The organism is Streptomyces sp. A1277 (assembly GCF_004795015.1).
Classification (GTDB): Bacteria; Actinomycetota; Actinomycetes; order Streptomycetales; family Streptomycetaceae; genus Streptomyces.
The window spans coordinates 39,965-53,497 of record NZ_SSBI01000005.1 but is presented as its reverse complement, the minus strand read 5'-3'; the positions used below and the strand labels follow the sequence as shown (position 1 = coordinate 53,497).

The window sequence follows — 13,533 nt, the reverse complement described above, 5'->3', positions numbered from 1 at the left end:
TCAGAACTGCCCCCGGGTCAGCGCGGTTTGCAGGGCGCGCACGGTGGCCGGTCCCCAGGCGCCGTCCACGGTGACGCCGATGACGCGCTGGGTGGCCTTGATGGTCGCCGGGCCGAAGCCCCCGTCGACGGTGAGACCGGCCCCGTTGTCGACGCTGCCGTTGTACGCGGCTCCGGTGGCCGGTCCCCACAGCCTGTCCGCGGCCACACCGACCCGCCCCTGAAGCCACCGCACACCCGCACCGGTCAACGGACCCCACTCACCGTCCACAACGAGGGCGGGGCTGTAGCCGAAACCGTTGACCGCCTGCTGCTGGGCGGCCACCGACCCCACCGACGTCATCCCCCCACCGCCCCCCGAACCGCCGCTGCCACAACATCTGCTCGTTCTAGATGTCGCGCATGTGCGCGTAGCAGTCGCCGTGGTGGCTCTGCGCCTGCTTGCCGGGCCCGAGGTGGGGGATGACGGAACCTCCCAGCCAGGGGCTGAAGGAGGCCGTCTCGGGCTTCTTGCGGGGGCGTGCGCCCCATTCCTCGCGGGTGACGATGGTGACCATGGACCGGTTCTCCGTACGGGTTCGGCGAAATGAGCTGTGCGGGCGGGGAGGTCGGGGCGACAGCGCTCAGGCCGCGCCGATCACGCCTCCGGCGAGGCGGCGGACTTCGCCGGTACGGGGGTCGGCGGCGAGGAGCGCGTTGTTGCCGAGGTTCTCGTGGTGGCGGTCCTCGCGGTGCAGCGCGTCGGCCGCGATGCCGGTGCTGCCCCACAGCTGTCCGGCGCTGCCGAAGGCCAGGCCCTTGGGCGAGGCGAGCCGGCCCGCCTCGCCCAGGGCGATGCCCTTGTCGTGCGCCGGGTCTCCGGCCGGCAGGAAGACGTCCCAGTGGAAGCCGGCTCCGGTGTCGGGCCCCTCCTGCCAGCGGACGATGTGGCCGTGCGGGTTCGCGTCCCGGGGCCCCACCGCCCGCGTGTGGCCGCCCGCGCTGTTGGCGAGTGCGCAGTAGACGTCGCCGTTGCCGGGGCTGACGGCGATCTGCTGCGGGCGGTCCAGCCGGGTCGCGCCGAGCGCGTCGGCGGCCTCGCGGGCCCGCAGGAGGATGTCGGCCTGGTCCTTCCAGCCCAGGGCGGTGGTGAGCGCGCCCCGGCCGTGGGTGAGCGCCGGCCACTGGCCCGTACCGTCCTCCTGGAAGCGTGCGACGAACAGCACACCGTGGTCCAACGGGCTGCGGCCCCGGGCGCGTTCGCTCTTCCAGGGGGCGGCGCCGACGAACTTGTAGAGGTAGCCGCCGTCCTGGTCGTCGCCGCTGTACACGACGACGCGCCCGTCCCGGGTCTCGGAGGCCGCGGCCGACGAGTGGTTGAAGCGCCCGAGCGCGGTCCGCTTCACCGGGACGCTCCGGGAGGCGTCCGCCGGGGTCGGTCTCGACGACCCATCCGTACCGGTTCGGCTCGTTGGGGGTGCGGGCGAGGTCGAAGCGGGTATCGGCCTCGTGCCAGCGGGGGCCGTGGGGAGGCGCGCCGAGGCCGTAGCGGCGCTGTGTCGCCGTGGGCCGCCATGCCGGGTCGTCGGTGCCGAACCAGCTGTTGGCGTTCTCCTCGCACGCCGGGTACGAGCCCCACGGTGTGGCGCCGTGACCGCTGTTGCTCAGGGTGCCGACGGGGGCGTCACCGGCCCCCAGGGCGGGGTGCCGGGCGGTCACCGGTCCGCGGAACGCCACGGGCGTCGTGCCGGTGATGCGGGCTCGCGCGCCGAACCGGTCGGCCGCCAGGTGCCGTCGGACCGCATCGTGATCTCGACGGCGGAAACGCCCTGGGCGGCAAGGCCCTTGGCCACCTCGTCGCGGTCACCTTCCGTGCCCCGGAGCGCCGGCCCGGGTACAGCAGGGCGGGGTCCACCGGCTCGTGGTTGATCAGCAGCATGCCCCGCCGGCCGGCGTCGGTGCCCCGGCCGGCGGGGAAGAAGTGCGTTCCGCTGTGGTGGGACCGACACAGCGCCCGACCCGCCAGGGCCCGAACCGCCCCGCAGCGGGCCGTCCGGCCGGACGGACGGCCGCCAGGCGCGCGCCAGCGCCGGTTCCCCGTGGGACGCGGGGGAGCCGGCGCTGCCGCCTTCATCGGTCATCGGCTACGGGTTGACGCAGCCGATCGAGCCGACCGGGAAGTTGTTGCCGGTCGATGTCGCCGTGAACCCGAAGGTCACGCTGCTGTCCGGCGGGATGGTCCGGTTGTAGTCGGCGTTCTTGACCGTGGCCGTGCCGTCCGACGCGGTGGTCAGCACACCGCTCCACACGCTGCTGATCGCGGTGCCCGCGCCGGGCTTCCACTGGACCGCCCAGCCGTCGAGTGCCTTCGTGTCGTGGTTCATGACCTCGACGGAGCCCTGGAAGCCACCGCTCCAGGAGTTGGTCACGCTGTACACCGCCATGCACCCGGTGTGCGGGTCGGTCGGATCGGTCGGGTCCGTCGGATCGGTCGGGTCCGTGGGGTCCGTCGGGCCGGTCGGGTCCGTCGGGTCCGGGGTGGGCGTGCCACCCGAGCCGCGCATGCCGGTCACTTCGCCGTGACCGCCGTCGAAGACGATGTCGGAGCAGGAGAAGAAGTTCTCCTGGCTGTCCGAGCGCACCCACTGGATGAACATCAGCGCGTCACCCGAGCGGCCCGAGGGCAGGTTCAGGTTCCAGTAGTAGTGGCCGCCGTCCGTGCCCGGCGAGCCCACCTGCGGCGGGTTGGTGACGGTGTCGATCAACTCCAGGTCGCTCCAGCCGAGTTCGCTGGTGGGTGAGTAACCGGGCTTGGTGAGGTACACCCGGAACGAGCCCGGGTGCGCGGCCCAGTTGCTGTGCTTGACCTCGATCGTGCTCCCCGAGGTCAGGTGGGTCCGGGGCCAGTCGGCGCGGGCGGCGTTGTACCCGCTGAAGTCGTACGGCGACCGGTCGCCGGCGCTGCACAGCTTCCCGTCCGGTACGTAACCCTGGCCCCGTCCGCCCGCGTTGGAGTCGAGCACGGCGAACCAGTTGTACAGCGAGGTGGCACCGCTCTCGGCGAGCGCGGCCTTGCACGCCGGGTTGGTCGGATCGAGGGCGCCCGTGCTGGTCCGGGCGTCCAGGTAGCAGAGGTAGGTGCGCGATCCCGGCATCATCGTCACGCCGTGCGCCTGCGCGCTGCCCTGGCCCATTAAGGTCAGGGCGATCCCGCCGAGCAGCGTCGCGAACGCCGCCATCATCGAGACGAGTTGTCTCCTGCGTCGAGCCATGGTGTCTCCTGTGCCTGTGTGAGGACTGCCTTCCGGTCGGACCTTTCTCTTCTCCTGCGGTCACGCGTTCGCGGGAGAACCTTCTTGCGCCCGGCAGCCCGCGCCTGCGTGGGGCGGACATTGCGGGACGGTGTGTGTGGGTGGGGGCGGGCCGGGTGCCCGGGCGGGTTCAGGAAGGATCGGACGGATGGGGCGGCAAGGGCATCGGGAGCGCCGACCGCGAAGCTTGGGAGCGCTCCCACTCAATGGTTCGTAGGGACTGTAGGAGCTAGGCATGCCCCTGACAACCCCTCGCGGCGGAATGCGTCGCACGGACCACGGCGGGGCGGTCGGGCAAGGGGCGCGGCACACGGAGCCGACCGCCCGGGGCGGCCGCAGCGGCGGCCCCGGCCCGGCGCCTCAGGCCGACTCGCGCACCACCAGCCGGGTCCGCAGGATCACATGGCGCCAGGCCACCTCCGGCCGGCCCATCTCCTCAAGAAGCAACCGCACCATGGTCCGGCCGATCTCCTCCATCGGCTGACGGACCGTGGTCAGGGCCGGCTCGGTCTGCTCGGCCAGCTCGAAGTCGTCGAAGCCGATCACCGCCACGTCCTGCGGCACCCGGCGGCCCGCAGCGTGCAGGGCGGCCAGCGCCCCGGCGGCCATGCTGTCCGACGCGGCGAAGACGGCGTCCACCTCCGGGTGCCGCTCGATGAGTCCGGCCATCGCGCGCCGCCCGCTCGCCTCGGTGAAGTCCCCCTGGGCGACCAGGGACGGCGCCTCGCCGAGCCCCGCGTCGCGCAGCGCCTCCCGGTAGCCGCGCAGCCTGCACCGGGCGACGTACATCTCGGGCGGACCCGTGATGGCGGCGATGGCCCGCCGCCCGCCGCTCACCAGATGCTCGACCGCCGCCCGGGCACCGCCGACGTTGTCCGCGTCGACATAGGTCACCCGCTCCTCACCCGAGCGCCTGCCCAGCAGCACCGTGGGCAGCCCGGCGTCGGCGAGCATGTCGGGCAACCGGTCCCCCGCCGGTACGGACATCAGCAGCGCCCCGTCGACCCGGCCGCCCCGCACGTACTCCACGAGCCGCTGCCGTTCGGTGTCCGTGTGCACGAGCGTGAGCAGCAGTTGCACGCCCGCCTCCGCCAGGGCCTCGCCGACCGCCCTCGCGACCTCCGAGAAGAACGGCTCGCCGAACAGCCGCCAGTCCGACTTCGTCATGACCAGTGCGACGGCGTCCGCGCGCCGCCCTGCCAGTGAACGCGCGGCCAGATTGGGCACGTAGTCGAGTTCGTCGATGGCGCGCTGCACGGCGCGGCGCGTGGACGCCTTGACGCCCGACGCGTTGTTGATGACCCGGGAGACCGTGCCCCGCCCCACTCCGGCCAGGGCGGCCACTTCCTCCAGTGTCGGTGTCCCGGAACCCCGCTTCAGCATGTTCCCACCCCCAAGAACCCTTGATCCTACGGCCCGTTGAGGGCGCGGCCGAGGGTTCCGGCGAACCGTCCGCGAGCCCCGGGAGCGCACGACGGAGCGGCCTCCGCGCCGGGCCGGGCGAACGACGACCGGAACCGGGCCGACGCGCCCCCTCGGCCCGGCAGCAACGGCCAATCCTGTCCAACCGCTTGACGGCGCGTCCGGAGAACCCCGAGATTGGGAGCGCTCCCATTACTGCGGTGCCCCCTCGGCCCACTCCGGCACCGGACCGCGCCGACGTTCCTTCCGCTCACCTGGCGAAGTCCGGCCGTACGCGCACCACCGGCCGTCGGGAGCGCTCCCACCGCATCGTCCCCGCTTCATACATGGAGGAATGCTGTGAAACGCCTATTGGCTCTGCTGTCGACCTGCGCGACGATGCTGGGTCTCACCGTCGCGTTCAGCCCGCACGCGGTGGCCGCCGCGGGGTGCAAGGTCGACTACACGGTCACCAGCCAGTGGCAGGGCGGCTTCCAGGCGGGGGTCAAGGTCACCAACCTCGGCTCCCCCGTCGACGGCTGGACCCTCGGCTTCACCCTGCCGGACTCGGGCCAGAAGGTCGTCCAGGGCTGGAACGCCACCTGGTCGCAGTCCGGCTCCGCGGTCACCGCCGCCGGCGTCGACTGGAACCGCGCGCTGGCCACCGGCGCCTCGGCCGACCTGGGCCTGGTGGGCTCCTTCACGGGCGCCAACCCGAAGCCCACGGCGTTCACGCTCAACGGGGTCGCCTGCACGGGCTCCGTGGGCGGCGACGACACCACACCGCCCGACCCGGGTGACGGCACCTCCTCCGGCACCCCCGTGGGGATCAACGGGCAGGTCCACGTGTGCGGCGTGCACCTGTGCAACCAGTACGACCGCCCCGTACAGCTGCGCGGAATGAGCACCCACGGCATCCAGTGGTTCAGCCAGTGCTACAACGACGCGTCCCTGGACGCGCTGGCGAACGACTGGAAGGCGGACCTGCTGCGCATCTCCATGTACGTGCAGGAGGACGGTTACGAGACCGACCCGGCGGGCTTCACCAACCGGGTGAACGGCCTCGTCGACAAGGCCGAGGCGCGGGGCATGTACGCGCTGGTCGATTTCCACACCCTGACGCCGGGCGACCCGAACTACAACCTCGACCGCGCGAAGACGTTCTTCGCGTCCGTCGCGGCCCGCAACGCCGACAAGAAGAACGTGATCTACGAGATCGCCAATGAGCCCAACGGTGTGAGCTGGGCCGGCATCAAGAGCTACGCCGAGCAGGTCATCCCCGTGATCCGCGCCGCCGACCCGGACGCCGTCGTCATCGTCGGCACCCGCGGCTGGTCCTCGCTGGGCGTCTCGGACGGCTCCGACGAGACCGAGATCGTCAACAATCCCGTCAACGCCGACAACATCATGTACGCCTTCCACTTCTACGCCGCGAGCCACAAGGACGCCTACCGCTCCACGCTGAGTCGCGCGGCCTCCCGACTGCCCATGTTCGCCACCGAGTTCGGCACGGTGAGCGCCACCGGCGGCGGCGCGATGGACCGGGAGAGCACCACGGCCTGGCTGAACCTGCTCGACCAGCTGAAGATCGGCTACGCGAACTGGACCTACTCCGACGCAGACGAGAGCAGTGCCGCGTTCCGGCCCGGCACCTGCGACGGCAGTGACTACAGCAGCAGCGGTGTGCTGACCGAGTCCGGCGCACTGATCAAGAGCCGGATCAGCACCGCGGACAACTTCCCCACCAGCTGACCGAGCGACGGCACGTCCGGGTCCGGGGCTGCGGCGACGCCGCGGTCCCGGACCCTGCCGGTTTCATGGCGCACACCCCCGGCGCCGGCGGCACCCCGCGGAGCAACCGCCGCTGAAGGGTGCTCGGCCGATGGCGCCCCGGCCGTACCCGGATACAACGACGGCCGCCATTGCCTCACTTGCGGTTCAAACTCGCTTGGACACGGCCCGGCCAGAAGCCATCGCGTCCGGAAAACCGGTGTGAACCCGCCGCCGGGACCCGACGTTTTCCCGCAGACGGCGGCGCAGGCCCCACATCGTCCGCGGCTGCTTCCACGGCGCCGGACGCCGCCACGCTCTCGACGACTCGGCATGAGCGCGCTTCGAGCCCGGCCGGCAGCCCGGATCAAGCATAAAGATCCGAATGGAAGCGGAAGAGTGCTCATGCCCCTTTTGAGGGGTTTCGGCTTCGCCGCTCTTCGCGCGTCCACCACGGCGTTGAAAACTTACGCGCCGTATGACCGTTATGCGGCTTCGGCTTAACCGGATCGCGACCTGACCAGCCTTGACGTGATCACGGGCAGTTGGAATCGTCAGCATCGACCGCTGCCGAATCGGGCAGCCGCCACGAATTGGCTCATTCCGACGCAAGGTTGTCGCTTCATGCCCGGCGCACTGCTCACCCCTACCCCCCCTACCCGTGCAGCACCGTCAGCACACTGCAGACTCCTACACCGGAACGTCTTCGCACCAATCATTTTCTGACCTCGAGAGTCCGCACGTCCTGTCCGAGCGCTCGCAACCCGGTGCCCGGTCAACGCGGCCAAGCGTCCAGTCACTCACCGGATCTGCGGGCCCCCATATCAAGAAAGGCCGGCTCACAGTGCTGCGTTACATCGCCCGCAAAGCAGTCGGCTGGTTTTTGATGATCGCTGTCGCAACCAACATCACGTATTTCCTCGCTAATGCGTTCCTCAAGCCTGCGTCGAACTACACCGCGTTGCGGCCGCCTCGAACTCCAGCCCAGATCAACCAATCACTGGCGCTTTACAACCTCAATCCAGACAAACCGATCATGGATCGGTGGTGGCACTGGATCAGTCAGATCGTGACCCATTTCGACTGGGGGCAGTCGCCGACCGGGGGCAGTGTCAACGACCAGGTCTCCTACCGGATCTTCGTCAGTGGCCAGCTGGTCCTCGCTTCGACGATCCTGTCGATCGTCATCGGCGTCGGGCTGGGCGTCTACACCGCGTCGCGCCAGTACAAGGCCGGCGACCGGGTGTGGCAGGGACTCTCCGTCATCTCCTTCAACACGCCCTCCGCGGTGGCCTCCCTCGGCGTGGTGCTCGCGGCCATCTGGCTCAACCAGTCCCTCGGCAGCACGCTGCTGCCCGTCGCCGGAGCGCAGAGCCCGGAAGTCGCCGGGTTCTGGCCGGTTTTGGGGTCGAGGGCGATGCACGCGATTCTCCCCACGATCTCCCTCACGTTCATCTCCTATGCCGGATACCACCTGTTGCAGCGCTCGCTTCTGCTGGACCACATCAACTCCGACTACGTGCGCACCGCACGGTCCAAGGGGCTGACGCGGAAGCAGGCCATCTACCGGCACGGGCTGCGGACCTCGATCATTCCCGTCGCCACCCAGGTCGCCTTCGCGATGCCTGCGCTCTTCACCGGCGCGGTCATCACGGAAACGGTCTTCGCGTGGCACGGCATGGGTGAGTACTTCACCAAGACCATCAGCACGAACGACGTGCACGGCGCCGTCGCCGTCGCAGCCTTCGGCGCCCTCATGACGGCCATCGGCGCGATCCTGGCCGACCTCGTCGTCGTGGCCCTCGACCCCAGGATCCGGGTGAGCTGACGTGGCCATCAACATGCCCGGCGCCGGAACCGCCCCCGAAGAGGCGCCCCCGGAGATCGCCGAAGTGCTGGAGCCCGGCACGACCGGAGGCGGCAAGCGCCTCTCCCCGTCCAGGCTCTACCTGCGGCGTTTCGCGCGCAACAAGCCCGCGCTCGTCGGTCTGATCCTCTTCGTCCTGCTCGTACTCTTCTCGGTGTTCGGCCGGTACCTGACCCACTGGGACCACGAGGAGGCGGACTTCACCGCCCTCTCCGTCGCCCCCGGGGTCGGCGGTCATCTCCTGGGCACCAACGGGGCGGGCAACGACGTCTACGCCCAGCTGGTGCACGGCCTCGGCAGGTCGCTGATCATCGCCGTGACGGTGTCGCTCCTGACCACCGCCATCGCCGGCCTGTTCGGCACCACGGCCGCCTACTTCGGCGGGAAGGTCGAGCGGGCGATGCTCGGTTTCGTGCACTTCCTGCTCATCCTGCCCTCGTTCCTCATCATCGCCCTGGTCGGCACGCACTACCGCGGTGACTGGCAGGTCCTGGTCGTGGTCCTCACGCTGTTCGGCTGGATGCTCACCGCCCGGGTGATCTGGTCCCTGGCCACTTCCCTGCGGGAGCGCGAGTACGTGATGGCGGCCCGCTTCATGGGTGTCAGCCCGATCCGCACCATCATCCGCCACCTGGTGCCGAACATCGGGTCCCTGCTGATCGTGACGTTCACCCTCGGCGTCGCCTCGACCGTGCAGTCCGAAACGGCACTCTCCTTCATCGGTTTCGGCGTCAAGCAGCCCGACGTATCGCTGGGTTCCATGCTTGCCGACGGGCAGAACACCCTGTCCACCGCTCCCTGGCTGTTCTACATGCCCGCGGCGCTGGTGGTGCTGCTCACCGTGGCCATGGCCCTCATCGGTGACGGTCTGCGCGACGCCCTGGACCCCACATCGCAGTCTGGAGGCCGCGCATGATCGAGCAGCGCGCAGTCACGACCGAGCCCGGTACCAAGCAGGCACTGCTCTCCGTGCGTGATCTGAAGGTGGCCTTCCCCTCGGAAGCCGGCCGGGTGGACGCCGTTCGCGGGGTCTCCTTCGACCTGCACCGCGGCAAGACCCTCGGCATCGTGGGCGAATCGGGGTCGGGCAAGTCCGTCACGTCGATGGCCATCATGGGGCTGCTTCCCGAGTACGCCTCGGTCACCGGCGAGATCATGCTCGACGGGAAGAACCTCCTCGACCTGAACGACGAACGGATGTCCAAGGTCCGCGGCCGGCAGATCGGCATGATCTTCCAGGACCCGCTCTCGTCGCTCACCCCGATCTTCAGCATCGGGGCCCAGATCGTCGAGTCCCTCCAGATCCACCAGAACATCTCGTCCGCCGCCGCCTGGAAGCGGGCCGTCGAGCTGCTGGACCTGGTCGGCATCCCCAACCCGGACCGCCGCGCCAAGGGGTTCCCGCACGAGTTCTCGGGCGGCATGCGCCAGCGGGCCGTGATCGCCATGGCCATCGCGAACGACCCCGACCTGATCATCGCCGACGAACCGACGACCGCCCTGGACGTCACCGTGCAGGCCCAGATCCTGGAAGTCCTCAAGACGGCCCAGCGTGAGACCGGCGCCGCGGTCATCATGATCACCCACGACCTCGGAGTGGTGGCCGGCTCCGCCGACGACGTCATGGTGATGTACGCCGGCCGGCCGGTCGAGCACGCCGGGGTGGACGAACTCTTCGCGCAACCGCGGATGCCGTACACCATCGGTCTGATGGGGGCGATCCCCCGTCTGGACGACCGTGACAGGGAGGCCCTGACCCCGGTTCCGGGAACGCCGCCGCTGCTGGTGGACCTTCCCGACGCCTGCCCCTTCGCCGCACGGTGCCCCGCGGTCGAGGACGCCTGCCGGGAGGCCGAGCCTCCCCTGCTGACGATCGCCGGGAGCGGCACCACCACCAGGCACTCGACCGCCTGCCGACGTGCCGCGGAGATCAGCGACGGCGCCATCGGCGGCGAACCGATCTTCCCCGTCCCGGGCGCGCGGGAGGACCGCGTCGCGGACGTCCCGCGCGAGGACCGGCCGAAGGTCCTTGAGCTCTCCGGTGTCACCAAGACCTTCCCGCTCACCAAGGGTGGCCTGCTCAAGCGCAAGGTGGGCACGGTCTTCGCCGTCAACGGCATCGACCTGGACATCCGCGAGGGCGAGACGCTCGGGCTGGTCGGCGAGTCGGGGTGCGGCAAGACCACCACCCTGCTGGAGATCATGGGGCTGAAGCCGCCGGAGCAGGGCAGCATCGCCGTCTGCGGCCAGGACACCGCCGACCTGAAGCGGAAACAGGACATCAGCGCCGTCCGCCGCAACATCCAGATGGTGTTCCAGGACCCCATGGGGGCGCTGGACCCCCGCATGACGGTCTTCGACATCCTCGCGGAACCCCTCCGCGCGGTCGGGGAGCGCGACAAGAAGGTGCTCAGCACCAAGGTCGCGGACCTCATGGAACTGGTGGGGCTCGACCCCGAGCACCGCGACCGCTTCCCCGCCGCCTTCTCCGGCGGGCAGCGGCAGCGCATCGGCATCGCCAGGGCGCTCTCCACCAAGCCCCAGCTGCTGGTCCTCGACGAGCCGGTCTCGGCCCTCGACGTCTCGGTGCAGGCCGGCGTCATCAACCTGCTCAACGACCTCAAGGCCGAGCTGGGCCTGTCCTACCTCTTCGTCGCCCACGACCTGTCGGTGGTGTGCCACATCTCCGACCGCGTGGCGGTGATGTACCTGGGGCGGATCGTTGAAATCGGGTCCACCGACTCCGTCTTCGACAACCCCAGGCACCCCTACACCAAGGCGCTCCTCTCCGCGATCCCTCTGCCCGATCCGGTGGCTGAACGCACCCGGGAACGCGTCCTCCTTGAGGGCGACCTTCCCAGCCCTACCGACGAACAGCCCGGTTGCCGGTTCGTCTCCAGGTGTCCGCTCCACACGACGCTGTCGGAGCCCCAGAAGGAGCAGTGCCGCGGAGTCACTCCCCTGCTCACCGAGAGAGGGGACCCGGACCACCGCGACGCATGCCACTTCGCGGGCACGAGCACGACCACGTCTGCCGACAACTAACTGAGCCAGAAAGGCCAAGGCCGTCATGAGAAAGATCTCTCTGAGCCTGGTGGCGCTCGCCGCCGCCTCTTCCCTCGTCCTCACCGGGTGCAGCAGCGACTCCGACAACTCCAAGGAGCCGAAGTCCAAGGGCGCCACCTCGGAGAAGGATGTCCTGACCTCGTACAACCCCCAGCCTGCGAGCAACCTGAAGCAGGGGGGCAAGATGACGCTTCCCATCGTGGAGATCCCCGACCAGCTCAACCCGATGAACGGTGACGGGTCGCTCTACACGTCGAAGATCGCCTGGTTCTACCAGCCGCAGCTGTCCTTCAACGACGCGAAGGGCAACGTCACCTTCAACAAGGACTACCTGACCGACGTCAAGCAGGAGACGGTGGGTGGCAACACCCAGGTCACGTACACCATCAACCCGAAGGCCAAGTGGAACGACGGCAAGGACATCGACTGGACGGTGTTCCGCGACTCCTGGAACGTCCAGAACGGGAAGAACAAGGAGTACAACGTCAGCTCGACTGACGGGTACTCCAGCATCACCTCGGTGAAGAAGGGCAAGGACGCCAAGCAGGCGGTCGTCACCTTCAAGGGTGCGTTCGTCTACTGGAAGTCCCTCTTCTACCAGATCGTCAACCCGCACATCGTCAAGGCCGACGACTTCAACAAGGCGTACGTGGGCAAGCCGCACGCCGAGTGGGGTGCCGGCCCGTACACCATCTCCAAGTTCGACGCCAAGGGCGGCACCGTCTCCTACAAGCCCAACCCCAACTGGTGGGGCGAGAAGCCGCACCTGGACACGCTCACCTTCGTACAGATGGAGGAGAGCGCCAGCATCAACGCCTTCAAGAACGGCCAGATCGACGCGACCCAACTGAAGAACGCCGAGCAGATCAACCAGGTGAAGTCGGTGGAGGGCTCCGAGCTTCGCCGCGGCACGACCACCGCCAACAACATCCTCGTCTTCAACAGCACCTCGCCGCAGCTGAAGGACGTCGCGGTGCGCAAGGCCGTGATGGAGGGGATCGACCGCTCCCAGCTCGCGAAGATCTCGTTCCAGGGTATGGACTACACGGAGCCGCTGCCCGGCTCCCTCACTCTCTACCCCTTCCAGAAGGGGTACCAGGACACCTTCGGCAAGCTGGTGAAGTTCGACGCCGAGCAGGCGAAGAAGGACCTGGACGCCGCGGGCTGGAAGGCCGGCTCGGACGGTGTGCGCGCCAAGGACGGCAAGAAGCTGGAGCTGTCCTACCCCACCATCGGTGACAGCTCCACCGTCAAGGCCCGTGCCACGGCCGTCGCCCAGATGCTGAAGAACATCGGCGTCAAGGTGAACATCGCGGCGCACCCGTCCGCCGACTTCAACAAGGTGTTCACGGAGCGCTCCTTCGACATCTTCGGCATGGGCTTCATCTCCGGCGACCCGAACGGCATGCTCTTCATCTGCCAGACGTACTGCTCCGACTCGACGCTGAACGTCTCGCGCTCGGTCCCGAAGAGCATGGACGAGGAGACCAAGGCCGTCAGCAACCTGCCGACCCTGGACGAGCAGATCAAGGCCGGCAACGAGGTCGAGAAGAAGGCCATGGAGACCTACGGCGTCATGCCGACGCACAACGGCCCCACCATCTGGGCCGTCAAGAAGGGCCTCGCCAACTTCGGCTCGGCCCAGTTCTACGGCAACTACGGCAACATGGGCGCCCCTGAGCTCATCGGCTGGCAGAAGTAAGCCCGTCCGGGGGCTCCGCGGCACCGACGCGGAGCCCCCGCCGCCCGGTCTGACCGCAGGACATATGTCACTGCCCGGCAAGCCGCACTCGGCTTGCCGGGCAGTGGCGTATGCGATCACCAGGCTGTCGGGAAACGTTCAAGGGGGGTCTTGGAGGACCCCCCCTTGAACTACGACTGTCTCCAGTCGGGACGACGGGAGTTGAACCTGCGCGTCAGGAACGCCTGGTGCCACCGCGAGGAATCGTTGGTGTACCAGCCTTCTTCGTCCATCGGCTGCCAGTCCGCCAGTTCCTCCAGCTGCGAGATCACCGTGTCGGCGTCGTAGTGGCCGCCATCTCGGCCGAAATTGACCTGAGATGTCGTGCAGTCGGTGAGCGGCACGGTAGAACGAGACCTGGGTGTCGGTCAGCCCGCGTACGGCGTAGCGTCCCCATTA

Annotated in this window: 11 protein-coding genes; 5 read left to right on the top strand and 6 right to left on the bottom strand. The window is 69.0% G+C overall.

Going from position 1 to position 13,533, the window contains the following annotated elements:
• From E6R18_RS05045 to E6R18_RS05030, 5 genes are all read right to left on the bottom strand, one after another.
• The gene (locus E6R18_RS05045; protein WP_136315616.1) at positions 1–342 is read right to left on the bottom strand and encodes a hypothetical protein; all 342 of its coding nucleotides are present in this window, start codon (positions 340–342) and stop codon (positions 1–3) included.
• 46 nt (positions 343–388) lie between these two features.
• The gene (locus E6R18_RS34675; RefSeq protein WP_240799598.1) at positions 389–556 is read right to left on the bottom strand and encodes a hypothetical protein; all 168 of its coding nucleotides are present in this window, start codon (positions 554–556) and stop codon (positions 389–391) included.
• A gap of 66 nt (positions 557–622) precedes the next feature.
• Positions 623–1,480: an alkaline phosphatase PhoX gene (locus E6R18_RS05040; RefSeq protein ID WP_276607254.1), complete on the bottom strand. Its 858-nt coding sequence runs from the start codon at positions 1,478–1,480 to the stop codon at positions 623–625.
• A 642-nt stretch (positions 1,481–2,122) separates the two neighbouring features.
• Positions 2,123–3,250: a lytic polysaccharide monooxygenase gene (locus E6R18_RS05035; RefSeq protein ID WP_136315615.1), complete on the bottom strand. Its 1,128-nt coding sequence runs from the start codon at positions 3,248–3,250 to the stop codon at positions 2,123–2,125.
• A 399-nt stretch (positions 3,251–3,649) separates the two neighbouring features.
• Entirely contained in the window at positions 3,650–4,672 is a 1,023-nt protein-coding gene (locus E6R18_RS05030; RefSeq protein WP_136315614.1) for a LacI family DNA-binding transcriptional regulator, read from the bottom strand.
• A gap of 378 nt (positions 4,673–5,050) precedes the next feature.
• Between E6R18_RS05030 and E6R18_RS05025 the strand changes: the two genes are divergently transcribed.
• From E6R18_RS05025 to E6R18_RS05005, 5 genes are all read left to right on the top strand, one after another.
• Positions 5,051–6,442: a cellulase family glycosylhydrolase gene (locus E6R18_RS05025; protein WP_136315613.1), complete on the top strand. Its 1,392-nt coding sequence runs from the start codon at positions 5,051–5,053 to the stop codon at positions 6,440–6,442.
• 862 nt (positions 6,443–7,304) lie between these two features.
• Positions 7,305–8,288, top strand: a complete 984-nt coding sequence (locus E6R18_RS05020) for an ABC transporter permease (protein ID WP_136315612.1) — start codon at positions 7,305–7,307, stop codon at positions 8,286–8,288.
• 1 nt (position 8,289) lies between these two features.
• On the top strand, positions 8,290–9,243 hold the full coding sequence (locus E6R18_RS05015; protein ID WP_136315611.1) for an ABC transporter permease: 954 nt from the start codon (positions 8,290–8,292) through the stop codon (positions 9,241–9,243).
• Entirely contained in the window at positions 9,240–11,372 is a 2,133-nt protein-coding gene (locus E6R18_RS05010) for an ABC transporter ATP-binding protein (protein WP_136315610.1), read from the top strand. Before E6R18_RS05015 ends, E6R18_RS05010 begins: the two co-directional genes overlap by 4 nt.
• Positions 11,373–11,397: 25 nt before the next feature.
• Positions 11,398–13,095 carry an ABC transporter family substrate-binding protein gene (locus tag E6R18_RS05005; protein WP_240799597.1) on the top strand — a complete coding sequence of 566 codons (1,698 nt, stop codon included), beginning with the start codon at positions 11,398–11,400 and terminating at the stop codon, positions 13,093–13,095.
• A 170-nt stretch (positions 13,096–13,265) separates the two neighbouring features.
• On the opposite strand, the gene E6R18_RS05000 is transcribed toward E6R18_RS05005, so the two are convergent.
• A complete protein-coding gene (locus tag E6R18_RS05000) occupies positions 13,266–13,478 on the bottom strand; it encodes a hypothetical protein (RefSeq protein WP_136315609.1) in 213 nt (70 codons plus the stop codon).
• Positions 13,479–13,533 lie beyond the last annotated feature (55 nt).

Excerpts from the sequence above, each read along its gene's own strand:
- E6R18_RS05035 (WP_136315615.1), bottom strand. The coding sequence starts at position 3,250 with ATGGCTCGACGCAGGAGACAACTCGTCTCGATGATGGCGGCGTTCGCG.
- E6R18_RS05045 (WP_136315616.1), bottom strand. The coding sequence starts at position 342 with ATGACGTCGGTGGGGTCGGTGGCCGCCCAGCAGCAGGCGGTCAACGGT.
- E6R18_RS34675 (WP_240799598.1), bottom strand. The coding sequence starts at position 556 with ATGGTCACCATCGTCACCCGCGAGGAATGGGGCGCACGCCCCCGCAAG.
- E6R18_RS05005 (WP_240799597.1), top strand. The coding sequence starts at position 11,398 with ATGAGAAAGATCTCTCTGAGCCTGGTGGCGCTCGCCGCCGCCTCTTCC.
- E6R18_RS05030 (WP_136315614.1), bottom strand. The coding sequence starts at position 4,672 with ATGCTGAAGCGGGGTTCCGGGACACCGACACTGGAGGAAGTGGCCGCC.
- E6R18_RS05010 (WP_136315610.1), top strand. The coding sequence starts at position 9,240 with ATGATCGAGCAGCGCGCAGTCACGACCGAGCCCGGTACCAAGCAGGCA.